Origin of the sequence: Kribbella antibiotica, assembly GCF_004349055.1 — a bacterium.
Taxonomy (GTDB): Bacteria; Actinomycetota; Actinomycetes; order Propionibacteriales; family Kribbellaceae; genus Kribbella; species Kribbella antibiotica.
Genome location: NZ_SMKX01000017.1, coordinates 49,570 through 76,265 on the forward strand (window position 1 = coordinate 49,570; position 26,696 = coordinate 76,265).

Annotated in this window: 27 protein-coding genes; 21 read left to right on the forward strand and 6 right to left on the reverse strand. The window is 67.7% G+C overall.

The window, feature by feature from the left end; genetic code table 11:
- Positions 1–8 precede the first annotated feature (8 nt).
- The 3 genes from E1263_RS43570 to E1263_RS08360 all read left to right on the forward strand — a co-directional run bounded on the left by E1263_RS43570 (position 9) and on the right by E1263_RS08360 (position 3,403).
- On the forward strand, positions 9–1,037 hold the full coding sequence (locus E1263_RS43570) for a DUF2330 domain-containing protein (protein ID WP_132166606.1): 1,029 nt from the start codon (positions 9–11) through the stop codon (positions 1,035–1,037).
- Positions 1,027–1,734: a prepilin peptidase gene (locus tag E1263_RS08355; RefSeq protein ID WP_238161125.1), complete on the forward strand. Its 708-nt coding sequence runs from the start codon at positions 1,027–1,029 to the stop codon at positions 1,732–1,734. The genes E1263_RS43570 and E1263_RS08355 overlap by 11 nt, the downstream gene beginning before the upstream one ends.
- An 88-nt stretch (positions 1,735–1,822) precedes the next feature.
- The gene (locus E1263_RS08360) at positions 1,823–3,403 is read left to right on the forward strand and encodes an FAD-binding oxidoreductase (RefSeq protein WP_132166608.1); all 1,581 of its coding nucleotides are present in this window, start codon (positions 1,823–1,825) and stop codon (positions 3,401–3,403) included.
- Positions 3,404–3,406: 3 nt separating this feature from the next.
- Here E1263_RS08360 and E1263_RS08365 read toward each other — a convergent pair whose 3' ends face one another.
- Positions 3,407–4,504: an ADP-ribosylglycohydrolase family protein gene (locus E1263_RS08365; protein WP_132166609.1), complete on the reverse strand. Its 1,098-nt coding sequence runs from the start codon at positions 4,502–4,504 to the stop codon at positions 3,407–3,409.
- Positions 4,505–4,647: 143 nt separating this feature from the next.
- On the opposite strand from E1263_RS08365, the gene E1263_RS08370 reads away from it, so the two are divergent.
- The 4 genes from E1263_RS08370 (at position 4,648) to aroB (ending at position 7,714) form a co-directional block, all read left to right on the forward strand.
- Positions 4,648–4,851 carry a hypothetical protein gene (locus E1263_RS08370; RefSeq protein ID WP_132166610.1) on the forward strand — a complete coding sequence of 68 codons (204 nt, stop codon included), beginning with the start codon at positions 4,648–4,650 and terminating at the stop codon, positions 4,849–4,851.
- Between the two features lie 72 nt (positions 4,852–4,923).
- A complete protein-coding gene (gene aroC, locus E1263_RS08375) occupies positions 4,924–6,129 on the forward strand; it encodes a chorismate synthase (protein WP_132166611.1) in 1,206 nt (401 codons plus the stop codon).
- Positions 6,126–6,626: a shikimate kinase gene (locus E1263_RS08380; protein ID WP_132166612.1), complete on the forward strand. Its 501-nt coding sequence runs from the start codon at positions 6,126–6,128 to the stop codon at positions 6,624–6,626. The genes aroC and E1263_RS08380 overlap by 4 nt, the downstream gene beginning before the upstream one ends.
- Positions 6,623–7,714: a 3-dehydroquinate synthase gene (aroB, locus tag E1263_RS08385; protein WP_132166613.1), complete on the forward strand. Its 1,092-nt coding sequence runs from the start codon at positions 6,623–6,625 to the stop codon at positions 7,712–7,714. Before E1263_RS08380 ends, aroB begins: the two co-directional genes overlap by 4 nt.
- Here aroB and E1263_RS08390 read toward each other — a convergent pair.
- Complete coding sequence (locus E1263_RS08390; protein WP_132166614.1) at positions 7,707–9,692, reverse strand: HelD family protein; 1,986 nt, start codon at positions 9,690–9,692, stop codon at positions 7,707–7,709. The two genes, aroB and E1263_RS08390, sit on opposite strands and share 8 nt — an antisense overlap.
- Before the next feature lie 72 nt (positions 9,693–9,764).
- On the opposite strand from E1263_RS08390, the gene E1263_RS08395 reads away from it, so the two are divergent.
- The 3 genes from E1263_RS08395 to E1263_RS08405 all read left to right on the forward strand — a co-directional run bounded on the left by E1263_RS08395 (position 9,765) and on the right by E1263_RS08405 (position 11,743).
- Entirely contained in the window at positions 9,765–10,355 is a 591-nt protein-coding gene (locus E1263_RS08395) for a TetR/AcrR family transcriptional regulator (protein WP_132166615.1), read from the forward strand.
- Between the two features lie 5 nt (positions 10,356–10,360).
- Entirely contained in the window at positions 10,361–10,798 is a 438-nt protein-coding gene (gene aroQ / locus E1263_RS08400) for a type II 3-dehydroquinate dehydratase (protein ID WP_132166616.1), read from the forward strand.
- A 276-nt stretch (positions 10,799–11,074) separates the two neighbouring features.
- Positions 11,075–11,743, forward strand: coding sequence for a helix-turn-helix transcriptional regulator (locus E1263_RS08405; RefSeq protein ID WP_132166617.1), 669 nt, complete (start codon positions 11,075–11,077; stop codon positions 11,741–11,743).
- A gap of 185 nt (positions 11,744–11,928) precedes the next feature.
- Here E1263_RS08405 and E1263_RS08410 read toward each other — a convergent pair whose 3' ends face one another.
- Together E1263_RS08410 and E1263_RS08415 are read right to left on the reverse strand one after the other, a co-directional pair.
- Positions 11,929–12,531, reverse strand: coding sequence for an NAD(P)-dependent oxidoreductase (locus E1263_RS08410; protein WP_132166618.1), 603 nt, complete (start codon positions 12,529–12,531; stop codon positions 11,929–11,931).
- Positions 12,532–12,533: 2 nt separating this feature from the next.
- Positions 12,534–13,445 (reverse strand): EamA family transporter, encoded by a 912-nt coding sequence (locus E1263_RS08415; RefSeq protein WP_132166619.1) that lies wholly within the window; start codon positions 13,443–13,445, stop codon positions 12,534–12,536.
- 73 nt (positions 13,446–13,518) lie between these two features.
- Between E1263_RS08415 and E1263_RS08420 the strand changes: the two genes are divergently transcribed.
- On the forward strand, positions 13,519–14,016 hold the full coding sequence (locus E1263_RS08420; protein ID WP_132166620.1) for a MarR family winged helix-turn-helix transcriptional regulator: 498 nt from the start codon (positions 13,519–13,521) through the stop codon (positions 14,014–14,016).
- On the opposite strand, the gene E1263_RS08425 is transcribed toward E1263_RS08420, so the two are convergent.
- Positions 14,017–14,829 (reverse strand): hypothetical protein, encoded by an 813-nt coding sequence (locus E1263_RS08425; RefSeq protein WP_132166621.1) that lies wholly within the window; start codon positions 14,827–14,829, stop codon positions 14,017–14,019. It lies immediately after the preceding gene.
- Between the two features lie 129 nt (positions 14,830–14,958).
- Between E1263_RS08425 and efp the strand changes: the two genes are divergently transcribed.
- Both efp and nusB read left to right on the forward strand, forming a co-directional pair.
- Positions 14,959–15,522, forward strand: a complete 564-nt coding sequence (gene efp / locus E1263_RS08430) for an elongation factor P (RefSeq protein ID WP_132166622.1) — start codon at positions 14,959–14,961, stop codon at positions 15,520–15,522.
- Between the two features lie 6 nt (positions 15,523–15,528).
- Positions 15,529–15,939, forward strand: a complete 411-nt coding sequence (gene nusB / locus E1263_RS08435) for a transcription antitermination factor NusB (protein ID WP_132166623.1) — start codon at positions 15,529–15,531, stop codon at positions 15,937–15,939.
- A 295-nt stretch (positions 15,940–16,234) separates the two neighbouring features.
- Here the strand turns inward: nusB and bldD are convergent, their stop codons facing one another.
- Positions 16,235–16,750, reverse strand: a complete 516-nt coding sequence (gene bldD, locus E1263_RS08440; RefSeq protein WP_132166624.1) for a transcriptional regulator BldD — start codon at positions 16,748–16,750, stop codon at positions 16,235–16,237.
- Positions 16,751–16,956: 206 nt separating this feature from the next.
- Here bldD and pyrR point away from each other — a divergent pair, with 206 nt between their 5' ends.
- Genes pyrR through pyrF form a run of 8 tightly spaced genes read left to right on the forward strand, consistent with a single transcriptional unit; the run spans position 16,957 to position 26,587 of the window.
- Complete coding sequence (pyrR, locus tag E1263_RS08445; protein ID WP_132166625.1) at positions 16,957–17,523, forward strand: bifunctional pyr operon transcriptional regulator/uracil phosphoribosyltransferase PyrR; 567 nt, start codon at positions 16,957–16,959, stop codon at positions 17,521–17,523.
- Positions 17,523–18,467: an aspartate carbamoyltransferase catalytic subunit gene (locus tag E1263_RS08450; protein WP_202868783.1), complete on the forward strand. Its 945-nt coding sequence runs from the start codon at positions 17,523–17,525 to the stop codon at positions 18,465–18,467. Before pyrR ends, E1263_RS08450 begins: the two co-directional genes overlap by 1 nt.
- Positions 18,464–19,768, forward strand: a complete 1,305-nt coding sequence (locus tag E1263_RS08455; protein WP_132166627.1) for a dihydroorotase — start codon at positions 18,464–18,466, stop codon at positions 19,766–19,768. Before E1263_RS08450 ends, E1263_RS08455 begins: the two co-directional genes overlap by 4 nt.
- Complete coding sequence (locus tag E1263_RS08460) at positions 19,765–20,256, forward strand: PH-like domain-containing protein (protein WP_132166628.1); 492 nt, start codon at positions 19,765–19,767, stop codon at positions 20,254–20,256. Before E1263_RS08455 ends, E1263_RS08460 begins: the two co-directional genes overlap by 4 nt.
- The gene (gene carA, locus E1263_RS08465) at positions 20,253–21,374 is read left to right on the forward strand and encodes a glutamine-hydrolyzing carbamoyl-phosphate synthase small subunit (RefSeq protein ID WP_132166629.1); all 1,122 of its coding nucleotides are present in this window, start codon (positions 20,253–20,255) and stop codon (positions 21,372–21,374) included. The genes E1263_RS08460 and carA overlap by 4 nt, the downstream gene beginning before the upstream one ends.
- A complete protein-coding gene (carB, locus tag E1263_RS08470; protein WP_132166630.1) occupies positions 21,374–24,694 on the forward strand; it encodes a carbamoyl-phosphate synthase large subunit in 3,321 nt (1,106 codons plus the stop codon). Before carA ends, carB begins: the two co-directional genes overlap by 1 nt.
- Positions 24,687–25,730: a quinone-dependent dihydroorotate dehydrogenase gene (locus E1263_RS08475; RefSeq protein WP_132166631.1), complete on the forward strand. Its 1,044-nt coding sequence runs from the start codon at positions 24,687–24,689 to the stop codon at positions 25,728–25,730. Before carB ends, E1263_RS08475 begins: the two co-directional genes overlap by 8 nt.
- Before the next feature lie 14 nt (positions 25,731–25,744).
- Positions 25,745–26,587, forward strand: a complete 843-nt coding sequence (gene pyrF / locus E1263_RS08480; protein WP_132166632.1) for an orotidine-5'-phosphate decarboxylase — start codon at positions 25,745–25,747, stop codon at positions 26,585–26,587.
- Positions 26,588–26,696 lie beyond the last annotated feature (109 nt).

Consider the following 26,696-nt stretch of genomic DNA (forward strand, 5'->3'; position numbering starts at 1 on the left):
CTCCCGCCATGAGGTTGTGGCGGGGGATAGCAGGAGTGCTGGCGCTCGGGTTCGTGGCGGCCGGGGTGACGCCTGCCTGGGCGTGTGCCTGTGGTGGCTACTTGCCGAGCTTGGAGTCGCGGGCGCGGGCATCCGGTGAGAAGGCGCTCGTCCGCCACACGGCAGGCATCGAGGAGATCACGCTGTCGATGGCGATCAACGGGTCGTCGAAGAAGGCGGCCTGGATCATGCCGGTCCCGAGTGCGGCCAAGGTCGAGCTGGGCGACGTCGAGTTGTTTCCGCGCCTACAGGCGATGACCGAGCCGAAGGTCGTGGAGCGCACGACCTACTGGCCGTTCCTCGGGTTGCACCTCTTCCCGGATCAGCCCGGCGACTCTGCCGGAGCCCCGCCGGCCGGCGTGAATGTACGCGAGCAGATGACACTCGGGCCGTTCGAGATCGCGCGGCTGGGCGGAGGCAGCGCGACCGCGGTGACGGACTGGCTCCGGACCAACCAGTACGTCGTACCGGACAGTCTGGGCGCCAACCTGACGCCGTACGTGCGTGAGGGTTGGGAGATCGTCGCTGTGAAGCTGGCGCCGAAGTCGACCGGGCAAGGCTTGTCGGGGTCAACGCCGCCGCTGCGGCTGACGTTCGCCTCGGACAAGATCGTCTACCCGATGCGGCTCAGCAAAGGCGCGACCACTCCGCAGGTGGTCACCGTGTACGTCGCGGCGCCGCATCGCGTCGAGCCGACCACGCTGCCGATCGCCTACGTCAAGCCGGAGCTCCTATACGCCGGTCGCGCGAGCGATCCCGCGATGGCGGCGCCGGCGGACTTTCTGACCGCGTTCGAAGTGATCTACCGCGAGCCGCAGCAGATCACCGCCGACTTCACCTTCGCCCAGGCGGCCACCGACGATCCGTACCAGCGAGTCGTGTACATCACCCGGAACGAGTCGGGTTGGAGCACAGTCGGCGTACTGGTGCTGTTGTTCGGTCTTGGTGGTTTTGTCCTGTTCCGTCTCCGGTCTAGGCTCCGGAACCGTGCCGGCTGACAATGCGTTGCTTGCCGCAGGGGTGGGAGTCGTCCTCTGCGGGCCGGCGGCATTTGTCCTTGGCCCGTGGCTGATGCGACGAATCCCCGAGCCGGTGCTCGAGGAAGGCGACTCCAAGGTCCTGTACGCCGATCTGGCCCGACCGCGAGCGGCGTACTGGTGTGGTGGGCTGGCGGCTGTGTCCGGCGGACTGCTCGGTTGGGCGCTAGGCACGAGTCCTGGCCTCGCCGCGTGGCTGCTGCTTGCGGTGGCCGGCGCGGTGCTCGGCTACATCGACGCTCGGACGCGGTTTCTGCCGTCGGCGATCATCTGGCCGACGTACGGCGTGGTGTCGCTGGCGCTGGTGGTTGCGGCGCTGGCATCGGGGGAGTGGGGTTCGCTGCGCCGGGCTGCGATCGCGGGGCTGATCGGGTTCGGGGTGTTCTTCCTGCTGTGGTGGGTGTTTCCGCGCGGCGTCGGGTTCGGCGATGTGCGGTTGTCCGGGCTGCTGGGGATCGCGCTCGGATGGCTGGGGTGGGGCGAGTTCGCGAGCGGTCTGTACGGCGGGTTCTTCCTCGGAGCCGTGGTGGGGGTCGTGCTGATCGTGGCGCGGGTGATGACGCGCAAACAGCTGGTTCCGTTCGGCCCGTACATGCTGATCGGCGCGCTCGCCGGAGTGTTCGTCGGCTCTCCCTTGGCGAGGCTCTACACCGGATAGGGGATGGGCCCGCTCCACCAGATGGCTGATGTGGCCGAACCCTGATTCTTCGTAGGTTCGAACCAGCCGAACGAGTGGGGAGAACGTCATGCCAATCAGTCGCCGGGGCCTTCTGGCCGGCACTGCCGCTACCGGAGCGGGACTCGCAGTACCAACCACCGCAGCTGCCGTCAGCGTTGCGGGTGTCGCCGCGGGAGAGAAGATCCGGCCGGGCGACGTCCGGTACGCCGACCTGGCGCAACGCGGCCAGAACAAGCGCTTCACCGCCAAGCCCGAGTACGCCCGCGTGATTCAGTCGGCGGAGGACGCCGTACGGGCTGTGCAGGAGGCGGTTCGGTCCGGGAAGCGGATCGCGGTCCGCAGTGGCGGGCACTGTTTCGAGGACTTTGTCGACTCCAGCGACGTTCAGGTGCTGCTCGACATGTCGACGTTCGACGACGTCACCTTCGACGAGCGCTACCGGGCTTTCTCGATCGGGGTGGGCGCGACGCTGGAGAAGGTCTACAAGGATCTGTTCTACGGCTGGGGTGTGACACTGCCTGCCGGTGGTTGCCTCGGTGTCGGTGCCGGCGGCCACTTTGCGGGCGGTGGGTATGGGCCGCTGTCGCGCAAATACGGATCGGTGGTGGACCACCTCTACGGGGTTGAGGTGGTTGTCGTCGACAAGCAGGGGCGGGCGCGACTGGTGGTTGCGACCCGGGACAACGCGCACAAGGACCTGTGGTGGGCGCACACCGGAGGCGGCGGCGGGAACTTCGGCGTCGTCACCCGCTACCTGATGCGGTCGGCGGGCTCAACCGGCCGGACGCCCGCGGAGTCGTTGCCCAAGGCCCCTTCTGAGCTGCTGTCGAACATCATCGTCTACGACTGGAAGACGATCGGAAAGGCCGGCTTCGTCCGCGCCCTGCGGAACTTCTTCGACTTCTTCGAGGCCAACAACACGGCCGATTCGCCGTACGCGACCTTGTACAGCCCGTTCATCCTGTCGTCTGCGTCGGCCGGGAACTTCCTGATGTCGAACCAGCTCGACGCCTCGGTGCCGAACGCTGCCGCGCTGCTGCAGAAGTTCACCGACGCGATGCTCGCCGGGCTGGACCCGAAGCCCGTGGTGTATCCGGTCCCGGCCGGGCCGTTCCTGCTCAAGACGATCGAGCGATCGATCCCGGCCGGACCCAACACCACCCGCAACAAGTGGAAGGCCGGCTACCTGCGCAAGGGCTACACCGACACCCAGATCGAGCTCATCCACGACCGGCTGCACGACGCGGGCAACACCGCCGAGACCTCCGTCCTGTTCGTCCCGTACGGCGGCAAGGTGAACACCGTCAAGCCGGACGCGACCGCCACCGCGCAGCGCGACGTCATGTGCAAGATGGTGATGAGCATGAGCTGGAACGACGCGAGCGAGGACGCCAAGAACGAGGCCTGGGCGCGGAAGATCTATGCCGACATCTACAAGGACACCGGGGGAGTGCCGGTGCCGAACGCGTTCAACGCCGGCTCGTACATCAACTATCCCGATGCCGACCTGGCCGATCCGGCGTTCAACAAGTCCGGGGTCCCGTGGCACGACCTGTACTACCTCGGCAACTACCCGCGGTTGCAGCAGATCAAGGCGAAGTGGGACCCGCGCAACGTGTTCCACCACAAGCTGTCGATCCAACCCTGAGTCTCACGAGCTCGGGTAGCGCTTCGCGAACCCCGGGCGCGACTCCGTGCGGCTGAACTCGTCCACGAAGTCGTCCGCCAGCTGGAGGATCACCGCACGACCCTCGACGGTGGAGGCGAGCTCTGTAGGCAGCGCCGCCTCACCGTGGAGGGCACCCAAGATGTTCCCGCAGATCGCGCCGGTGGAGTCGCTGTCCCCGCTGTGCGTTACTGCCAGCGCCAACGCATCCAGGACCTGCTCAGGCTCTTGATGGATGAGCGACACGTAGACCGGGATCGCCAGTGCCTCCTCGGCCACCCAGCCGCCGCCGAGCTGCTCGATGGTGGCCGGCCGGTGGGCGGGAGGCAGCGCCGCCAGCTCCCTGGCATCAGCTAGCGCGTTACTGGTCTCTTCGTGCCCCTCGTGTCGGGTTAGCAGCTCCGCGGCAGTGTCGAGCGCCGCATCCAGCGTCGCGCCGCTGCAGATCCGATGGATGATCGCCGCGAGCGCACCGGAGGCGAGCTTCCCGCTCGGGTGCCCATGCGTGTATCCGGCTGCGGTCGCAGCAGAGTCGAAGACCCACTCCGTCTCGAAAGAGTCCGGCAGCAGCCCGAACGGCGCCACCCGCATCACGCCGCCGCAGCCCTTCGAGTCGTTCACCACTTCCACGCCGTACTGCGTGATCCGCGGCCCGCCATGTCGCGAGCCGCGCAGTGCGGCCAGGCAGGTGCGCCCCGGGGCGCGGCGGGCGTACAGCCACTGCTCACCCTGCAGCCAGCCGTCGCGCTCACCAGTCGGGGCGGAATGCTGCTGGGTGTCCAGCCAGCGGTCGTAGGCGTGGTGTACGGGAGCCAGCGTTAGCCCGAGGCCGCGGTGCGCCCGGACGCTGGCCCGGATCAGCCCTTCGATCGTGAACAGCGTCATCTGGGTGTCGTCGGTGATCGTTCCCGGCGGCCAACCGGAGCCGCCGCTCACGAACGTCCGCAGCAGCTGCGGATGCTCCTTGCGGATCTTCGGCCCGCTCTCGAACTCCACCGGAGCGCCTAGCGCATCCCCGATCGCCCCACCCAAGAGAGACCCCCGAACCCGGTCCTGCCACGCAACTTCCGCCCCTGCCCTCATGTCAGAAGCCTACGAGCATGCCAGAACCCTAGGAGATGGTGGTGCCAGCGCTACCCCCAAGACGGGATCTTGCGCCAGGGTGCAACCATTCGGGGACTTCTACGGTCGTAGTACCGAGAAACGACCGCGAGGAGCGCACCAGAATGACTACCAGATTCCGCCGGAACGCCGCACGCGTGGCAGCTGCGGTGCTGGCGTCGACCGCGTTGACCGGCGCTGCCCTGGCCGGCGCGTCCGCCGCCACGGCGTCGACCGAATGCGACAAGTCCCCGATCGTCAAGACTTTCGACACCGTGCTGAAGTTCCGCAACGGCTTCAACTCCGACCAGGCACCGACCTGCCGCTGAGCGTGACTCTGTGGTGGGACCTGTGGTGAGACCGGGGTCCGGGCGGTCCGGCCGCCGTGGGAGGATGGCGGCATGCTGCGCTGGCTCACCGCCGGCGAGTCGCACGGACAAGCGCTCGTCGCCGTACTCGAAGGTCTTCCCGCTGGGGTCCAGGTCACCACGGATGATGTGGCCGATGCCTTGGCCCGTCGTCGGCTCGGCTACGGCCGAGGCGCCCGGATGAAGTTCGAGCGGGACGAGGTGACATTTCTCGGCGGCTTCCGGCACGGGCTGACCATGGGCAGCCCCTGCGCGATCCAGGTCGGGAACACCGAGTGGCCGAAGTGGCAGCAGGTGATGAGCGCGGATCCGGTCGATCCCGCGACCCTCGCCGAGCTGGCCCGGAACGCTCCGCTGACGCGGCCGCGGCCCGGTCACGCCGACCTGGCGGGCATGCAGAAGTACGGGTTCGACGAGGCCCGGCCGGTGCTTGAGCGGGCCAGCGCGCGGGAGACCGCGGCGCGGGTTGCGCTCGGCGAGGTCGCAGCCCGGTTCCTGAAGCAGGCGTACGGCGTGACGATCGTCAGCCACGTGGTCGAGCTCGGGACGGTCAAGGCGCCGTACGGCGTCATTCCGTCGTACGCCGATGTTGCCAAGCTGGACGAGGATCCGGTCCGCTGTCTCGACGCGGACGCGAGCAAGCAGATGATCGCCGAGATCGACGCCGCCCAGAAGGCCGGTGACACCCTCGGTGGTGTCGTCGAGGTCGTCGTGGACGGGCTTCCGCCGGGCCTCGGCAGCTACGTGCACTGGGATCGGCGGCTGGATTCGAAGCTGGCTGGTGCGCTGATGGGCATCCAGGCGATCAAGGGTGTCGAGCTCGGTGACGGGTTCGACCTGGCCCGGACGCCGGGTTCGAAGGCACACGACGAGATCGTCGCCGAGGACGGCACGATTCGCCGGACCAGCGGTCGCTCCGGCGGGACCGAGGGCGGTATGAGCACCGGCGAGACGCTGCGCGTGCGCGCCGCGATGAAGCCGATCGCGACCGTGCCGCGGGCGCTGCGCACGATCGACACGAGCACGGGCGAGGCCGCGGCCGCGCATCACCAGCGTTCCGACGTCTGCGCCGTACCGGCTGCCGGGATCGTCGCCGAGGCGATGGTGGCGCTGGTGCTGGCCGAGGTTTCGCTGGAGAAGTTCGGCGGTGACTCGGTGACCGAGACATCGCGCAACCACAAGTCGTATCTGGCGGCGCTGCCGACCACGATCACGCCGCGGGAGTGGACCGAGCAGTGAGCCCTGTTGTCGTACTCGTCGGCCCGCCCGGTTCGGGCAAGTCGACCATCGCCGCCCTGCTCGCCGAGCGGCTGCAGATCCCGCACCGCGACACCGACGCCGACGTCGAGATCGGCGCCGGCAAGCCGATCTCGGACATCTTCGTCGATGCCGGCGAGGAAGCCTTCCGTTCGTTGGAGCGGGCCGCGATCGTGGCCGCGCTGACCGACACCGGCGTCGTACTGTCGCTGGGTGGCGGGGCGATCCTCGATCCCGCGACCCGCGCCGACCTGGCCGGGCACAACGTGGTCTACCTGGATGTGTCTCTCACTGAGGCTGCCAAGCGCGTCGGCATGAGCGTCGCCCGGCCGCTGCTGCTCGGCAATGTCCGCACCCAGCTGCGCACGCTGATGGAAGCGCGCCGGCCCCTGTACGCCGAAGTCGCCAAACTGACCGTGGTCACCGACGGCAAGACGCCGGACGTGATCGCGGCCGAGATCCTGGAGCACCTCGCATGAGCACCCGGATCCGCGTGGACGCAGCGTCGCCGTACGACGTTGTCATCGGCAACAATCTGCTGGATGAGCTGCCGGGATTGATCGGCGAGGGTGTGCAGCGGGTCGCGGTGATCCACCCGCGTGCGCTGCGCTCGACCGGCGACGCGATCCGCGACGACCTGGTCAGTTCCGGGTTCACCGCGCACGCGATCGAGATCCCGGACGCCGAGGAAGCCAAGTCGGCCGAGGTGCTGGCCTACTGCTGGACGGTGCTCGGCCAGGCCGGGTTCACCCGGTCGGACGCGATCGTCGCCGTGGGCGGCGGGACCACCACCGACCTGGGCGGCTTTGTCGCGGCGACCTGGCTGCGCGGGGTCCGCTTCGTGACGATCCCGACCACCCTGCTCGGCATGGTCGACGCAGCCGTCGGCGGCAAGACCGGCATCAACACCGCCGAGGGCAAGAACCTGGTCGGCGCCTTCTGGGAGCCGGCCGGTGTCCTCTGCGACCTCGCCGCCCTGGAAACCCTTCCGCGCCACGACTACGTGAGCGGCCTCGCCGAGGTCGTCAAATGCGGTTTCATCGCCGACCCCGTCATCCTCGACCTCGTCGAGAAGGACCCGGCCGGCGCCTCGACCCCCGCGTACGACGCCACCGCCGAGCTGATCGCGCGCTCCATCCAGGTCAAGGCCGACTCGGTCGGCGCCGACCTCCGTGAGCGCACCACCGTCGCCGGTGGCACGATCGGCCGCGAAGCCCTCAACTACGGCCACACCCTCGGCCACGCCATCGAGCGCACCGAACGCTACAAGTGGCGCCACGGCGCCGCCATCAGCATCGGTATGGTCTTCGTCGCCGAACTGGCCCGAGCCGCCGGCCGCCTCGACGACCCCACCGCCGACCGCCACCGCGCCGTACTGGAGTCCCTCGGCCTCCCGGTCTCCTACCGGGCGGACGCCTGGCCGCACCTGCAGGACGCCATGAAGCTCGACAAGAAAACCCGAGCCGACCGCCTCCGCTTCGTCATCCTCGACGGCCTCGCCAAGCCCACCATCCTCGAAGCCCCCGACCCCGGTCTGCTCATCGCGGCCTACGGCGAAATCAGCTGAGCTCCCTCGGGAGGGGGCGGGTGTGGAGTACGTCTAAACGAGAGACCGCTCTCGTGAGGATGACGTAGAGCCGGTTGAGGCCGCGCGGCTCCGCTTCGACGATCTCGGCGGGCTCGACGGCGATCACGTGGTCGTATTCGAGACCCTTGGCGAGGCTCGCCGGTACGACGGTGACTCGGCCGTCGCCGCCTGGTGCGACGGTGTCGATACCGGCTGACTGCAACGCGTTGTTCAGTACGGCGATGCGTTGGTCGGCTGCGATCACGCCGATCGAGCCCTCGTGGGGGAGCGCTCTCTGAACTGCGTCCACGATGTCGTCGGATTCAGTGATCGTGAGCTGGCCGTCGGTGCGGAACGAAGTTGTCTGCGGTACCTCGACCGGGAGCGCGGTCAGCAATCGGTTCGCGAGCTCGACGACGGACGCCGGTACGCGGTAGCCGGTGGTCAGTGCGACCAGCTCAGCCTCGGGTTTGCCAAGGTGGCCGAGTTGGTCCGCCCAGGTGCGGGCGGCCCACGGCGTCGTCCCCTGCGCGAGGTCGCCAAGCACGGTGACCGATCCGTGTTCACAGCGCCGGGCGATCGCGCGGCACTCCATCGGCGACAGGTCCTGCGCCTCGTCCACGATCACGTGCCCGTACGTCTCACCGCGCTCCAAGAGAGCGCTCAATTCATCCAGCAGTACGGCGTCCGCCAGGGTCCAGAGCGCTGTTTTCGCCTTGCGGGGTTGGGGCCACGCGATCGCGTCCTGTTCGCCGGGGCTCAGCAAACCGTCGGCCGCCCGAGAGAGGCGAGAGTGCTCTCCGAGGATCTCGGCCAGGACTTCCTCGGCCTTCACCGCCGGCCACACCGCGTCGACTGCCGGTGTCACGGCGCGCGCCATCTTCCGCAGCCAGACTCCGTTGCAGTTCTGCCCGCGCGCCTCGGCCTGCCGCTGCAGGGACGCGACCACACGCGCGATCACCCGCTCCCGCCCCATCAGATACGCCGTTGCGTGCGCCCGAGCCTCGGTCACCATCTCCGCGAGCTCGTACTGCTGCACCCGCCACTTGTACGACGAGTCCGCGACCACGATGGGCTCCAACGGCTCCGAGATCCGCTCGTAGAGCGCTCTCCGGATGATCTCGGCCATCCGCCCGTCGTGCTTGACCACGGCCGCCGCGACCGAGTCCGTCGCGCGCACAGCGATCCGTCCGGCCAGCATCTCCTCGACCGTCGTCTGGTCGACGTCGACCTCACCCAGTGTCGGCAGTACTGCCGAGATGTAGTGCAGGAACGCCCGGTTCGGTCCGAGCACCAGGACACCGTTGCGCTGCAACCGCCCGCGATGCGCATACAGCAGGTACGCCGCCCGGTGCAGTCCGACCGCGGTCTTTCCCGTCCCCGGTGCACCCTGCACACACACCGACACCTCAAGCTCGGTCCGGACGACCTCGTCCTGCTCTGGCTGAATCGTCGCCACGATGTCGCGCATCGGGCCAACTCGGGCTCGCTCGATCTCCCGCCGTACCAGCTCGCTCCCGAAGCCCGTGGCCTCAGCCTGCGCCGACCCCAGTTGCTCGTCCTCGAAGCTGGTGAGGGTGTTCGCCGCCCATCCGAACCGTCGCCGCGTCGCAAGGCCGCGCGAGTCGTTCGCCGTTGCCTGGTAGAACGTGGTCGAGACCGGCGCCCGCCAGTCGATCACCATCGGCGGCCGGCCGATCGCGTCCGAGATGTGCCGCCGGCCGAGGTAGTACGACTGACCGCGGTGCTCGCCGGCATTCCCGTCGTACTGGATCAGGCCGAAGTACGGCGGGTTGTCGCCCTCCTCGGCGATGTCGCGCGCGAGCGTCTTGAGGTAGTGCCCCAGCCGCTCGGCCGTGTACCGATCGCCCCACGTCTCCGAGCCGACGACCACGTTCTCCCGGGCCCCGCTCACCATCCGCCGCAGTGCTTCCCGGCACTCCTCGGCGTACTCCTGCTCCTCCGTCAGACCCCGCATGACCCTCCTCGCAATCAACCCAGCCGCAAAAGATTAACCCGGTTAATCTTTTGCCTAGGTTAACATAGCGCCATGGCCGGCCTGAGAGAGCGCAAGAAACAGCAGACGCACGACGCCCTGTCCGAGGCGGCGGTCGCGCTCTTCCTCGAGCGTGGCTTCGACGAGGTCTCCGTCAACGACATCGCGGCCGCCGCGGACGTCTCCAAACCGACGCTCTTCAAGTACTTCGCCACCAAGCAGGACCTGGTCATGCACCGCATCGCCGACCACCGCCACGAAGCGGCCAATGTCGTCCAGGCCTCGTCCGAGCCGCCGATCGAGGTCCTCGCCGCGCATTTCCGCACCGGTCTCAAGGAGCAGCAGCCGACCACCGGCCTGAGCGACCACCCACAGGTCCTCGCCTACTACAGCCTCGTCTTCAGTACGGCGGCGCTGGCCACCCGGCTCCGCGAGTTCATGGATGACGACGAGCGCGCGCTGGCCGCCGTACTGGGTGGTGATCTGCAGGCCGAACTGCTCGCGGCGCAGGTGCTCTCGACCCAGCGAATCCTGAGCTACCGCAACTGGAGCGCGATCTCGGCCGGTCAGTCGGCCGAGCAGCGGTACCCGGCCGCGCTGAGAGAGGCAGAGAGCGCTTTCTCGCTGATTCGCCCACTAGGCTGAGTGCTGTGAGCAAGAGAGTGCTGGTGCTGAACGGACCGAACCTCGGACGACTGGGCTCCCGCGAGCCGGAGAAGTACGGCTCGGCGACGCTGGCCGATGTAGCGGCCGAATGCGAGAAGCTCGGGGCGGAATTCGGATTCGACGTCGAGCTGCGGCAGACCGACGACGAGGCCGAGCTGGTCGGCTGGCTCCACGAGGCCGCCGACGGCCGCATCCCGGTCGTCCTCAATCCCGCCGCGTTCACCCACTACTCGTACTCGCTGCGCGACGCGATCGCCCAGCGGACCGCCCCGCTGATCGAGATCCACCTCACCAACCCCGCCACCCGCGAGGAGTTCCGGCACACCAGCGTCGTCGCCGGCGTCGCCACCGGCACCATCGCCGGCTTCGGTCTTGACTCCTACCGTCTAGCCCTGCGCGCGCTCGTCAACCTCGACAGCTGAAACTGGCACAACTTCGCTGCCCCTTCGTGCATCAAGGGGAGTAGAGGGCTGCGTCCTGATGGGGGAGTTTCCGGGCGCGGAAGGTCAAGAGATCGGGGTGAGACGCCGGTGAAACGCCGGTGCTTCACGCTTAGCGGTGGATCGTGACCCCGCCGGTGTCGGCTCTTAAGGCTGGCTGAAGGTGCAAGGGCACGATCGGAATCGACGATTTTGGGGGTTCGTGTGACTACGGATTCGATCCGTTCCGTTCAACAACGCTCTGGGGGAGTACCGAGGATGACGACGCAGCAACGTATTCCGGTGTGGGTGAAGGCGCTGGACCCGCTGTCGCAGTTCGGGTTGGTGCACGCACTCAGGCAGCGGCCGGAGGTCGCGTTGATCAGTGACGCCGAGCTGACGGCACTGATGGCGAAGCAGCAGGACCAGCGCACCGCCCCGCCAGTGGTCGCGTTGGTCGCAGTTGACGCTCTGGATGCCGGTGCGGTTCAGGTGCTCCGCGCCGCAACACAAAAGGGATGTCGCCGGACTGTGCTGATCGGCAGCACGATCGACGACGACGCATTGATGACGGCAGTCGAGCTGGGGGTGTCCGGAGTCCTGAGGCGGACCGAGGCGACGGCCGACCGCATCGTTCACCTGCTGCAGGCCGCCGCCGCCGGCGACGGAAGCCTGCCGCCGGATCTGCTGGGCCGGTTGCTCGGTCAGGTGTCGCGCATGCAGCGGCACGTGCTGGCACCGCGCGGGCTGTCCCACACCGGTCTGTCCGACCGCGAGACGCAGGTACTGCGCCTGGTGGCCGACGGGAAGGACACCCAGGAGATCGCCCGGGAGCTCTCCTACTCCGAGCGGACGGTGAAGAACGTCCTGCACGACGTCACCAGCCGTCTGCAGCTGAAGAACCGCTCGCACGCTGTCGCTTACGCGCTGCGTGAGGGCCTCATCTGATCCATCCGCTACTACCCGCCGGCCCTCGCACCTGCGAGGGCCGGTTCTAGCGGCTAGGACCGGCCGGCCGCGACTTGCAATCAACCTTGCACAAGAGATCTTGAGTAATCGCTGGGGCGGTTCGGAGCTAGAGATCGAAGTGCGAGTAGCTCCACAACGACAGCCGATCGGGCAGCCGGGTGGCTCTAGTAGCCCACGGTGAAGCGCCGGCCATGGTGCTTTGCCCGTTCGGCCTCGTCGACGAGCGCCATGGCGAAGTCCTCCATCGAGATGGACGACGTGCCGTCTGTCGTGACCACCAGCTCGTCGGTACCCAGTCGATAGGTGCCTGTCCGGACGCCTGGTTCCAGGAGGTCCGGGGGACTGACGTAGGTCCAGTCGACATCGTTGGATGCCTTGACCAGGTCGAACTGCTCGTTGCAGGCCACGGCAATCGGTCGGTACTCGTCGGGGAAGCCCGGCTGCTCGACGAGGGTCCGGCCGGTGCCTGGGACGGTCAGACTGGCTGCCCCGCCGACCAGGATCAGCCGGATCCCACTGAAGCGCAGTCCGTTCAGAAGCCCCATGGCCGCCAGTACCAGCTCGCTTTCCTGACCTGCCTGCGGTCTGGTCGCGCTGATGACCACATCGTGCCCCTGGGAAAGCTCAGCCACGTCGCCGGAGTCGGAGGCGTCGCCTCGCGGAGTTCCGGTCCTGCTGACGGCAGTCACCTGATGGCCGCGATTGCGGGCTTCTTGGGTGACGCGGCTGCCAACTGCGCCAGTGGCGCCGAAGACGAGGATGCGCATGTCTAGCACCTTCCAGCGGTAGCAGGAATGAGAGCCGGAGTCGCAGTCGCAGGCTTGGTGGGGCGCCTGCGGAGTTGGGCGGTGACTAGGGCGACCAGAACGATCAGACCGCCGATCAGCTGGGCTGTGGAGAGGCGCTGGTCCAGTACGAGCCAGCCGAGGAGTGTCGCGACCACTGGACTGAGTAGACCGAGGAAGGTGACGTCGGTCGGGCCCAGTGCGCGTAGTCCGCGGAACCAGAGGGCGTAGGCCAGGGCCGAGCCAATGATGGTCAGGTAGGCGTAGCCACCGAGATTGGCCAGCGTGAGGTGGGCCGGGAGCCCGCCTTCCACCAGGTAGGCGACCGGCAGCAGGACCAGTCCGCCAGCCACGAGCTGCCAGCCAGTGGTGGCGAGCAGGGGAGCGGGGGACGTCCAGCGCTTACTCAGTACGACGCCCAGCGCCATCACGACGGCACCACCGACTGCAGCGAGCACTCCGACCATGTCCAGTCGCGCATCTGCCCGCAGTACCAGCAGGCTGACACCGAACACACCGGCGATCGCAGCGAGCACCTTCCGGGTCGAGAGGCGCTCTTTGAGCAGACCGGTCGACAGCATCATCACCACGAGCGGCTGAATCGCACCGACGGTGGCTGCGACCCCACCGGGCAGCCGGTAGGCCCCGACGAACAGTAGGGCGAAGAAGGCGCCGATGTTCAGCGTGCCCAGCACCAGTGAGCGCCACCACCAGACGCCTTGCGGCAGCTTCCGGGTGATCGCGATCAGCAGCAGCCCGGCCGGCAGTGCGCGGATCACCGCGGCGAGCAGCGGACGGTGGGGCGGAAGCAGCTCAGTCGTGACCAGGTACGTCGTACCCCAGAGCATCGGTGTGATGGCGGTGACGAGAAGGAGAGCCAGGCGATTGTTTAGCACTAAGATAAAGTAGCTCAGCGCTAAGAGACTTTGCAATAGCTCAGCGCTAAGCAACCTGGACTACTGTGGGGGCATGCCCGACCATGTCGACCAGATCCTCGAGCAGTGGGCCGAGCAGCGTCCGGACCTGGACGCCTCGCCGATGGCCATCATTGGCCGGCTCAAACGGCTGGCTCAGCTCGCCGACAACGAACTGCGCCGGAACTTCGCCCGGCATGACCTGGATGCGGCGTCATTCGACGTACTGGCCACGTTGCGCCGCAGCAATGCCGAGCACAGCCTCACGCCGGCCGGTCTGATGCGGTCGTCGATGGTGACGTCGGGTGCGATCACCCAGCGGCTGGACCGGCTGGAGGCGCGCGGCCTGGTGAGCCGCAAGCCCAGCGAGACCGACGGGCGCGGTGTGCAGGTGACCCTGACCGCAGCGGGGCGTCAGCTCATCGACGGTGTCCTGCCGACGCATCTCGACACCGAAGAGCGCTTGCTGGCAGGACTGTCCAAGCCAGAGCGCGAGCGACTCGCAGACACCCTGCGGGCGCTGCTTGAGTCGCTCGGCGACAAAACGGACTGACTACTGGTTGCCGGTCGGCCGGGGCGGGTTCCGGACGGTCTGCCAGAGCTCGTCCATGTCGGAGCGGTCCTCGGGCTCCGGGGTGTCCACCCAGCCGCTGGCCCAGGTCTCCTCGTCGCGGTCCAGGTTGAACATCGAATCCGCGATGGCCGCAGAACCGACGTACCGCTTCTCTTCGTCGACAGGTGCGCTAGAGGGCTCAGCAGTCTTGCTGGCGGCCGGGGCGACCAGGTTGCGGGCGTACTGCTGCGCTGCGAGCAGTCCCAGATCCAGCTCGTCGGACAGCACCCGGACTGCGGTCACCTCGTTGCCGGCCTTCATCAGGTCGCGCACCCGGGCGTCCAGATTCGGCTTCGGCTGTGGCCCGCGCTGCTGGTAGTTGTGTGCCGGTGCGGCAGGCTGCCAAGTGGCCGGCGGCTGATAGGTCGGCTGATACGGACCAGCCTGGTACGGCGCCTGCTGGGGCGGACCCTGCTGGAACTGCTGGGGTGCAGCCGCCTGACCGGGAGACGACCGCTCGCCGTAGTGCGCTGGCTGGCGCCCGGCCTGCATGAGCGCCTGGAGTGCCGCAGCGACCTGCTGGCTGCCCTGGACCGTCCCGGATTGCTGTCCCACCGGAGGACCGGACTGACCCTGGGCCTGGGTGAACTGGCCCTGGAACTGGACCGGCTGATTGCCGCCCTGCTGGGCCTGAATGCGCTCGATCATCTTCTGCATCCGCGCATTCGGCTGCCCGCTCGAACTGTTCTGTTTCTTGATCGCCCCGACGATCGCCACAAGAACCATGATCACGATGAAGATCGCGAATTCCATGCCCGGCCTCCTGGTGGTCAAGGTCTTGGGCACCAGGGTAGGCGCTACGAGTGGCGCAAGTCGGAAGATCACGTCTCCGACCGCTACAATCCGGTGTTACCGCTGATCGATTTCGAAGGGTATACCCGCGTGGCTTCGACGAACGACCTCAAGAACGGCATGGTGCTCAACCTGGATGGGCAGCTGTGGTCTGTCGTCTGGTTCCAGCACCACAAGCCCGGCAAGGGCGGTGCGGTCATGCGCACCAAGCTCAAGAACGTGCTGAGCGGCAAGGTGGTCGACAAGACCTTCAACGCCGACGTGAAGGTCGACGTGGCCAACGTCGACAAGCGCGACATGACGTACCTGTACAACGACGGCGGCTCCTACGTCTTCATGGACAGCTCCACCTACGAGCAGGTGAGCATCACCCCCGAGGTCGTCGGTGACGCCTCGCACTTCCTGCTGGAGAACCAGGACGCCATCGTGGCCGTTCACGAAGAGCTCCCGCTGTACGTCGAGCTGCCGGCCTCGGTCGAGCTGCTCGTCGAGTACACCGAGCCCGGCCTGCAGGGCGACCGCTCGACCGGTGGCACCAAGCCGGCCAAGCTCGAGACCGGATACACGATCCAGGTCCCGCTGTTCCTGACCACCGGCGAGAAGGTCAAGGTGGACACCCGGACCGGGGACTACCTCGGCCGGATCACGTCCTGATCGGCGATGTCAGCGCGGAGCAAGGCCCGTAAACGGGCATTGGACGTCCTGTTCGAGTCCGAGGTCAGGGGGCTGCCGGTCGGCGGCACCCTGCCCGACCGGATCGAGGACAACGACCCGCCGGTGAACGAGTTCACCGTCGCACTGGTCGAGGGCGTCGCCAAGAACATCCACGCGATCGACGATCTGCTGTCGGCCCACTCGGTGGGCTGGTCGCTGGACCGGATGCCGGCCGTGGACCGCAACGTCCTGCGGATCGGTGCCTACGAGCTCCTGTACGACGACCAGGTGCCGGATGTGGTCGCGGTGAGCGAAGCAGTGGCGATGGCGCGGGACCTGTCGACCGACGAGTCTCCGGCGTTCGTGAACGGGCTGCTGGCCCGGCTGCTGCAGCTCAAGCCGACGCTGGGCATCTGACAGCTATCTGGCAAATCCAGAAGCGCGAGGGGGGCGAGCCCTCTGGCAACTCTGTTTCTTCTTCTCTCTAGATCTTCGATGGCCCGGTGACCGTCTCGGTACGGTCCCGGGCCGGCACTTTGTCCGGCTTTGATGGCGCGGGGGGAACGGCCCCGGCCGCTGTCAGCAGGTGAGGTGAAAGTCCTGCCGATGTACTACTGCGGTACTGCGTACTGCGTACTGCGGTACTGCGTGAGTTCGAGCGGAGGCGGCGGCCGCGGGCAAGCTGCTACGAGCCCCGACCGTCAGACGCCGCTCAGGCGCCGGCAGCCTCGGTGGTCTCCTCGACGTCACCCTTCGCCTCGGGGTTCAGGACTCCCCAGGAGATGAAGCGCTCGGTCAGAGTCGTCGGCGACTCGTCGTAGATGACCGCCAGGGTGCGCATGTCGTCCTGACGGATCGACAGCACCTTGCCGTTGTAGTCGCCCCGCTGGGCCTGGATGGTGGCGGCGTAACGGGTCAACGGACCCGCCTCACCGGCGTCCAGGTGGTGCAGAGCTTCGAGGTCGAGGATCAACCGGGGCGGTGCCGCCGCGGCAGCTGCCGCCTTGGCCGAACCCGGGAGCAGTTCGCCGACCGGGACGCCGTAGAAATCGGCGAGCTCGGCAAGCTTCTGGACGGTGACTGCACGGTCGCCACGCTCGTACGAGCCGACCACCACTGCCTTCCAGCGACCCTTGGACTTCTCTTCCACGCCATGCAGCGACAGACCCTGCTGCTGGCGGATGGCGCGTAGCTTGCCACCCAGTGTCTTCGCGTATTCGCTCGGCACTTTGGTTCTTCCCTCCGAACTAGTTTCGTGTGGTCCGGACCGCTGGAAACGGGCCGGTCGTGAAACCCCCCTCGATTACACAGAGTAACAATATTCTGGGTCAGAGGCCAGAGTCAAGACGGCGTGTCACATCCGATACCATGTCAAGCGGTCCGAACGTCCTTTAAAGACCTGTCCCGAGAGGCAGGAAAGGAGGAACGGTAGCGATGAGCCCTGCCCCGGTACCCGTACCGCGCACAGTGCTGGATGCTTCCGACATTTCCCGGGCACTGACCCGGATCGCGCACGAGATTCTCGAGCGCAACAGGGGTGCAGACCCCGTAGTACTGCTTGGCATCCCCACCCGTGGGGTCGGCCTGGCGACCCGGATTTCCGAGCGGATCGCAGCCGTCGAAGGTCAGAGTGTGCCCACAGGGTCACTCGATGTGACGATGTATCGCGACGACATCGGCCTCAAGCCGGCACGTGCTCTAGAACACACTGACATTCCGCCAGGCGGAATCGATGGCAAGGTCGTGGTCCTGGTGGACGACGTGCTGTTCTCCGGCCGCACCATCCGCGCGGCCCTCGACGCGATCGGCGACATCGGCCGGCCGAAGGCGGTCCAGCTGGCCGTCCTGGTCGACCGCGGCCACCGCGAGCTGCCGATCCGCGCCGACTACGTGGGCAAGAACCTGCCCACCTCGCTGGTCGAGCGGGTCACCGTCCACCTCACCGAGTACGACGGCACTGACGCCGTACTGATCGCCGACAAGACGGGAGCGGCGGTCTGATGCGCCACCTACTGAGCGCGGGCGACCTGAGCCTCGACGAGGCCAACCTGATCCTCGACACCGCCGAGGAGATGCGGTCACTGGCCGACCGGCCGATCAAGAAGCTGCCGGCCCTGCGCGGCCGGACCGTGGTGAACCTCTTCTTCGAGGACTCCACCCGGACCCGGATCTCGTTCGAGGCGGCCGCCAAGCGGCTGTCGGCCGACGTGATCAACTTCTCCGCCAAGGGCTCCAGCGTGAGCAAGGGCGAGAGCCTGAAGGACACCGCGCTGACGCTGCAGGCGATGGGCGCCGACGGTGTCGTCTGCCGGCACGGCGCCTCTGGTGCGCCGCACCTGCTGGCCACCTCCGGCTGGATGACCGGTGCGATCGTGAACGCCGGTGACGGCACCCACGAGCACCCGACCCAGGCCCTGCTGGACGCCTTCACCATGCGCCGCCACCTCGGCTCGCTGGAAGGCCGCCGAATCACGATCGTCGGCGACGTCCTGCACTCCCGGGTCGCGCGCTCCAACGTGCTGCTGCTGTCCACCCTCGGGGCCGACGTCACGGTGGTCGCTCCGCCGACACTGCTGCCGGTCGACATGTCGCGCTGGCCCTGTACGACGTCGTACGACTTCGACTCGGTGTTGCCCAAGAGCGACGCGGTGATGATGCTGCGCGTCCAGCGGGAGCGGATGGGGGAGGCGTTCTTCCCGAGCGCTCGCGAGTACACCCGCCGCTACGGGCTCGACGTGCACCGGATGGCGCAGCTGTCCGACGAGGCGATCGTGCTGCACCCCGGCCCGATGAACCGCGGCATGGAGATCAGCGCCGAGGTCGCCGACTCCACCCGCTCGGTGATCGTCGAACAGGTCACCAACGGCGTGGCCGTCCGGATGGCCGTCCTTTATCTGCTGTTGTCAGGTAGCAACGAAACTTCTTCAGAGGAGCAGAACGCATGACCGCATATCTGATCACCGACGCCAGCATTGTGGGCGGCGAGGTGGCGGATCTGTTGCTCGACAACGGGGAGATCGTTGCGGTTGGCACCAACCTCGCCGAATCGATTAAGGGAGGTCCGGCCGATGCGGAGATCATCGACGCTGCAGGGCTGATCGCGCTGCCGGGCCTGGTCGACCTGCACACGCACCTGCGGGAGCCGGGCCGCGAGGACGCGGAGACCGTTCTCACCGGTACTCGCGCAGCCGCGCTCGGCGGGTTCACAGCCGTCTTCGCGATGGCCAACACCGACCCGGTGGCTGACACCGCCGGTGTCGTCGAGCAGGTCTGGCGCCTGGGCCGCGAGGCCGGGTACGCCGATGTGTTCCCGATCGGCGCGGTCACGGTCGGCCGTCAGGGCACGCAGCTCGCGGAGCTCGGTGCGATGGCCGACTCGGCCGCCCGCGTCCGGGTCTTCTCCGACGACGGCGACTGTGTCTGGGACGCGGCCCTGATGCGGCGCGCGCTCGAGTACGTGAAGGCCTTCGGCGGCACGATCGCCCAGCACGCGCAGGAGCCGCGCCTGACCAAGGGCGCGCAGATGAACGAGGGAGCGCTCTCCGGCGTTCTCGGACTCCAGGGCTGGCCGAGCGTCGCGGAAGAGGCGATCATCGCCCGCGACATCCTGCTCAACCACCACGTGGGCTCGAAGCTGCACATCTGCCACCTGTCCACCAAGGGATCGGTCGACATCGTCCGGGCCGCCAAGAAGCGCGGGCTCGAGGTGACCGCCGAGGTCACCCCGCACCACCTGCTGCTGACCGAAGACCTGGCGAGCACGTACAACCCGGTCTTCAAGGTGAACCCGCCGCTGCGCACCAAGGAGGACGTCGAGGCCGTCCGCGAGGGCCTGGCCGACGGCACCATCGACATCGTCGCCACCGACCACGCACCGCACCCGGTCGAGGACAAGGACTGCGAGTGGAGCGCGGCCGCGTTCGGCATGCTCGGCCTGGAGACCGCTCTCTCGGTCGTTCAGCACGCGATGGTCGACACCAAGCTGCTGACCTGGGCCGAGGTCGCCGACCGGATGAGCTACCGCCCGGCCGCGATCGGCCAGATCAGCGACCACGGCCAGCCGCTGGTCGCCGGTGCGCCGGCGAACGTCGTACTGGTGGATCCGGCGGCGCAGCGCGAGATCAAGTCGGCCGAGTCGGCGTCGCTGTCGCGGAACACGCCGTTCCACGGGATGACGCTGCCGGGCAAGGTGGTCGCGACGTTCCTGCGCGGCGAGCCGACCGTCCTGAACGGACAAGCTAAGTGAAGACCTTCCTGGGCATTGCCGGCACGGTCTTGGTGATCGCTGCCGGGTACTACGCCATGTGGCGGGGCTGGCGGAACCGCCAGGCCCGGCAGTCCGAGCTGGCACCGCTGCCCGAGGTGCCGGCCGACAAGATCCGCGGGGTGGAAGGCGTGTACGTCGCCACCACGTCCGCCGGCGACTGGATGGACCGGATCGCCGTGCACGAACTGGGCGTCCGCAGCGTTGCGGACCTGGCCGTCAGTGAGGCCGGCCTGATCTTCCATCGGCGGGGCGCGGCGGATGTCTTCATCCCCGTCGACCACTTGACCGGCGTCCGGACCGACCAAGGCATCGCCGGCAAGGTGACCGCCGAGAAGTCCGGCCTGGTCGTGGTGACCTGGAGCCACGACGGCAAGGAGCTGGACACCGGCTTCCGCCCCCGTCGCAAGGCCGACACCGAAACCCTGACTGAATCCATTGCGACTTTGATCGGAGCCGAGCAATCATGAGCCAGCCCGCACTCCTGGTGCTTGAAGACGGCCGGTCGTTCGCCGGTACGTCGTACGGGGCGACCGGCGAGACCTTCGGCGAGGCGGTGTTCACCACCGGGATGACCGGCTACCAGGAGACGCTGACCGACCCGTCCTACCACCGTCAGATCGTCACCCAGACGGCGCCGCACATCGGCAACACCGGGGTGAACGACGAGGACGACGAGTCGCACAAGATCTGGGTCGCCGGGTACATCGTCCGCGACCCTGCTCGCGTCTCGTCGAACTGGCGCGCCACCCGCTCGCTCGACGACCAGCTGAAGTCGCAGGGCATCGTCGGCATCTCGGGGATCGACACCCGCGCCCTGACCCGGCACCTGCGCGAACGCGGCGCGATGCGGGCCGGGATCTCCACCTCGGTGCTCGACCCGGCGGAGCTGCTGGCGAAGGTGCTTGAGCAGCCGGCGATGGCCGGCGCCGACCTCGCCGCGGAGGTCACCACCAACGAGTCGTACGTCGTGCCTGCCGAAGGCGAGAAGCGGTTCACGGTCGTCGCTCTCGACCTCGGCATCAAGGCGATGACGCCGAAGCGGATGGCCGAGCGCGGCATCGAGGTCCACGTCCTGCCGGCCACCGCGTCGCTCGAGGAGGTGCTGGCGGTGAACCCGGACGGCATCTTCATGAGCAACGGACCGGGCGACCCGGAGACCACCGAGCATCCGACGACGCTGCTGAAGGAACTGCTGCAGCGCGGCAAGCCGTACTTCGGGATCTGCTTCGGTAATCAGGTGTTCGGGCGTGCGCTCGGGCTCGGGACCTTCAAGCTCAAGTACGGGCACCGCGGGATCAACCAGCCGGTGCTCGATCGCGCGACCGGCAAGGTGGAGATCACGGCGCAGAACCACGGGTTCGCTGTGGACGCACCGCTCGAGGGGACGTTCGAGACGCCGTACGGGCCGGCTGAGGTCAGCCATGTTTCGCTGAACGACAACGTCGTCGAAGGACTCAAGCTGACCGGCCACGACGGCCGGGTGCTCGCGTTCTCTGTGCAGTACCACCCCGAAGCCGCAGCAGGGCCGCACGATTCGGCGTACCTGTTCGATCGCTTCGTAGAGCTGATGGAGGGGCGGGCCTGATGCCACGTCGTACAGATATCGAATCGGTGCTCGTCATCGGCTCCGGCCCGATCGTGATCGGTCAGGCCTGTGAGTTCGACTACTCCGGTACGCAAGCCTGCCGGGTGCTGCGCGAGGAGGGGTTCCGGGTCATCCTCGTGAACTCCAATCCGGCCACGATCATGACGGACCCGGAGTTCGCCGACGCCACGTACATCGAGCCGATCACGCCCGAGTACGTCGAGAAGGTGATCGAGAAGGAGCGCCCGAACGCGCTGCTCGCGACGCTGGGCGGCCAGACCGCGCTGAACGCCGCGATCGCGTTGCACGACAACGGCGTGCTGGCGAAGTACGGCGTCGAGCTGATCGGCGCCTCGGTCGAGGCGATCCAGCGTGGTGAGAACCGCGAGTCGTTCAAGGAGATCGTCGAGAAGCTCGGCGCGGAGACCGCACGATCGGTGGTCTGTCACACGATCGAGGACGTGCTGGGTGCGGCCGGCGAGCTCGGCTACCCGCTGGTGGTGCGGCCGTCGTTCACGATGGGCGGTGTCGGCTCCGGGATGGCCTACGACGAGGCCGACCTGACCCGGATCGCCGGGTCCGGCCTGCAGGCGTCGCCGACCACCGAGGTGCTGATCGAGGAATCGATCCTCGGGTGGAAGGAGTACGAGCTGGAGGTGATGCGCGACAAGGCCGACAACGTCGTGATCATCTGCTCGATCGAGAACGTCGACCCGATGGGCGTGCACACTGGCGACTCGGTCACGGTCGCCCCGGCGATGACGCTGACCGACCGCGAGTACCAGACCATGCGGGACCTGTCGATCGGCATCATCCGTGAGGTCGGCGTCGACACCGGTGGCTGCAACATCCAGTTCGCGGTGAACCCCGAAGACGGCCGGCTGATCGTGATCGAGATGAACCCGCGGGTGTCGCGGTCGTCCGCGCTGGCCTCGAAGGCGACCGGTTTCCCGATCGCCAAGATCGCCGCGAAGGTCGCCATCGGCTACACGCTCGACGAGATCCCGAACGACATCACGCAGCAGACGCCGGCCAGCTTCGAGCCGGTGCTCGACTACGTCGTGGTGAAGGTGCCGCGGTTCGCGTTCGAGAAGTTCCCGGCCGCGGACGCCACGCTGACCACGCACATGAAGAGCGTCGGCGAGGCGATGGCGATCGGCCGCAACTACACCGAGGCGCTGCAGAAGGCGCTGCGGTCGCTGGAGAAGCCGGAGGCCCGGTTCTCCTGGCTCGGTGATCCTTCGACCGATCTGGATTCGTTGCTAGAGGCAATCAAGACGCCGCAGGACGGCCGGCTGCGGATCATCATGGACGCGATCCGGGCCGGGGCGACGCCGGAGCAGGTCTTCGACGCGACGAAGATCGACCCCTGGTTCGTGGACCAGATGTACCTGATCCACGAGACCGCTCTCCAGGTTGCGGCCGCACCGCGGCTCACGCCTGAGGTGATCAAGCTCGCCAAGCGGCACGGGTTCTCCGATCTGCAGCTGGCCGAGATCCGCGATCTGACCGAGGACGTCGTACGGGGTGTCCGGCAGGCGCTGGGGATCCGGCCGGTCTACAAGACGGTCGACACGTGCGCGGCCGAGTTCGCGGCCACGACGCCGTACCACTACTCGTCGTACGACGAGGAGAGCGAAGTCGCGACGCGGACCGAGCCAGCCGTGCTGATCCTCGGGTCCGGGCCGAACCGGATCGGGCAGGGCATCGAGTTCGACTACTCGTGTGTGCACGCGTCGATGGCGCTGCGCGAAGCGGGCTATTGCACGATCATGGTGAACTGCAACCCGGAGACGGTTTCGACCGACTACGACACCTCGGACCGGCTCTACTTCGAGCCGCTCACCTGCGAGGACGTCCTCGAGATCGTGTACGCCGAGATGCAGGCCGGCCCGGTGGCCGGAGTGATCGTGCAGCTCGGTGGCCAGACCCCGCTGGGGCTGGCGCAGCGGCTCGCGGATGCCGGCGTACCGATCGTTGGTACGTCGCCTGCTGCGATCCACCTGGCTGAGGAGCGAGGTGCCTTCGGCAAGGTGCTCGCGGACGCTGGTCTGCCTGCGCCGAAGCACGGGATCGCGCTCTCTGCCGAAGAGGCGCACGGGGTTGCGGAGGAGATCGGGTTCCCGGTGCTCGTCCGGCCGTCGTACGTGCTCGGTGGGCGCGGGATGGAGATCGTCTACAGCGCCGACGAGCTTTCGGCCGCGCTGGAGCGGTTGGGCGGCGGCGAGGCGTTCGAGCACCCGGTGCTGGTCGACCGGTTCCTCGACGATGCGGTCGAGATCGACGTGGACGGGCTCTTCGACGGGACCGAGCTGTTCCTGGGCGGCGTGATGGAGCACATCGAGGAGGCCGGGGTGCACTCGGGCGACTCGTCGTGCGCGCTGCCGCCGATCACGCTCGGGAACGCCGACATCGAGAAGATCCGGCAGTCGACCGAGGCGATCGCGCGGGGCGTCGGCGTGCAGGGTCTGCTGAACGTGCAGTACGCGCTTGCCGGCGACGTGCTCTACGTGCTTGAGGCGAACCCGCGGGCGTCGCGGACGGTGCCGTTCGTGTCCAAGGCGACGGCGACGCCGTTGGCCAAGGCTGCGGCCCGGGTGATGCTCGGGGCAACGATCGCCGAGCTGCGCGCCGAGGGCATGCTGCCGGCCGTTGGTGACGGTGGCACGCTGCCGTCCAACGCGCCGATCGCGGTCAAGGAGGCCGTGATGCCGTTCAACCGGTTCCGGACCATCGACGGCCGCTCGGTCGACACCGTGCTCGGGCCGGAGATGCGCTCGACCGGTGAGGTGATGGGCTTCGACGACACCTTCGGGATCGCGTTCGCGAAGTCGCAGGCGGGGGCTTCGCAGCCGCTGCCGGGCTCGGGCAAGGTGTTCGTGTCGGTCGCGAACCGGGACAAGCGGCACATGATCTTCCCGGTGAAGCGGCTGGCCGACCTCGGGTTCGAGATCTACGCAACCGAAGGTACGGCGGATGTGCTGCGCCGCAACGGGGTCGACGCGGTGACTGTTCGCAAGAGCAGCCAGGGTCCTGGGCCGAACGGTGAGCCGACGATCGTCCAGATGGTTCAGGACGGTGAGCTGAACCTGATCGTCAACACGCCGATCGGGATCACCCAGGGTGGGTCGCCGCGACTCGACGGGTATGAGATCCGCTCAGCAGCGGTGGCGCGGAACATTCCGTGCATCACCACGGTGCAGGGGCTGGCGGCCGCCGTACAGGGGATTGAGGCGCAGCGGACCGGAGACATCGGGGTTCGGTCGCTGCAGGACTGGGTGCCGCGGATCCGCGGTGAGCGGGTCACCGACCGTGGCTAGTTTTTATGGAAAGGTCCTGCGCCCGGCGCTGTATCGGCTGGGCAAGGGTGACGCGGAGATCGCGCACGAGCAGACGCTGCACGGCCTGCGTCGGCTCGGGCGCGTTCCCGGCGCGGTGAGCGCTCTCTCGCGTTCTTTCGGGGCGATCCCGGCATCGGCGGCGCGGACAGTCTTTGGGATTCGGTTCCCGGGGCCGGTCGGGCTGGCGGCGGGGATGGACAAGAACGGGATCGCGTTGCCGGCTTGGCGCGCGCTCGGGTTCGGGTTCGTCGAGGTCGGCACCGTGACTGCCGTGCCGCAGCCGGGGAACGAGAAGCCGCGGCTGTTCCGGCTCGTCGAGGACGAGGCCGTGATCAACCGGATGGGGTTCAACAACCTCGGTTCCGCGGCGCTGGCCGAGAGGCTGGAGAAGACCGGGCCGCTCGGGTACCCGCTCGGTGTCTCGATCGGCAAGTCGAAGGTGACGCCGCTGGACAAGGCCGTCGACGACTACGTGATGTCGCTGCGCCGGCTCTACCAGTACGGCGACTACTTCGCGGTGAACGTGTCGTCGCCGAACACGCCGGGATTGCGCTCTCTGCAGGACTCGGGGCAGCTTCGTGAACTGCTTACGGCGCTGCACGCGGAAGGCGAGTCTTTGGGGGGTGGCTCGTCGAAACCGATCTTGGTGAAGATTGCGCCCGACCTCACGCCCTCGGCGATCGACGAACTGCTGGGCGTCTGCACGGACGTCGGGGTCGCAGGGATCATCGCCACCAACACCACCATCGGCCGGCAGGGTGTCGAATCGCATCCGCTGGCAGCTGAGGCCGGCGGGCTGTCCGGACGGCCGCTGACCGAGATCGCGGCCAAGACGGTCGCGCACATCCATGCAGAAACCGGGGGAGCGCTCCCCATCATCGGTGTCGGCGGCATCCTCGAGCCCTCCGATGCTCAGCGCCTGCTCGACGCCGGAGCGAGCCTGGTGCAGGTCTACTCGGGCCTGATCTACCGGGGGCCGGGGCTGATCAGACAGATCAACAGGAGACTTTCATGAGCTTGGAGACGGACATGAGGAACGAACCCTTCGGCACCCGCCTCCGGGCGATCATGGACGCGCGTGGGCCCCTCTGCGTCGGCATCGACCCGCACCAGCACCTGCTGGATCAGTGGGGCCTGCCGGACACCGCGGAGGGCCTGGCGTCCTTCACGTACGGCGTGGTCGACGCACTGGCCGACCGGGTCGGCGTGTTCAAGCCGCAGTCCGCGTTCTTCGAGCGGTTCGGGTCGGCTGGCGTCGCCGTACTGGAGCAGGCGACGATCCGGCTGCGTGAGGCCGGGGCGCTGGTGATCATCGACGCGAAGCGCGGCGACATCGGTACGACGATGGCCGGCTATGCATCGGCGTACTTGGCGGAGAAGGGGCCGCTGGCGTGCGATGCGCTGACGGTCAGCCCGTACCTCGGGTTCGGGTCGCTGCAGCCGGCCATCGACGAGGCTCGGGCGGCGGGTGCTGGGCTGTTCGTGCTGGCGCTGACGTCGAACCCGGAGGGACCGCAGTTCCAGTCCGCGCGGACTGTCGACGGACCGACAGTCGCGGGTGCGGTGCTGGACGGGCTGCGTTCGTTGAATGACGCTGACGGTTCTTCGTTTGGATCGTTCGGTGCGGTTGTCGGTGCGACGATTTCGCGGACCGACGAGGACCTGGACATCCGGGGGCCGCTGCTGGCTCCGGGACTCGGTGCCCAGGGCGGAACGGCGGAGGCGCTGCGGGCGGTCTTCGGCGAGGTGGCGGCTCGGAACGTCGTACCGTCCAGCTCGCGCGAGATCCTCGGGGCCGGGCCGAACGCGGCTGGTCTGCAAGAGGCAGCCGATCGGGCGAACGACGCGTACCGAACTGCCCTCGGCTACTGACAACCGGCGGTATTTCGCGATAGAATTGCCTTTGTTGAAAGGGCGCGATGAGTTTCGCGCCCTTTCTGCATTTCTCTTGAATTTCTCTTGCCTGGCATGCGATCTTCGT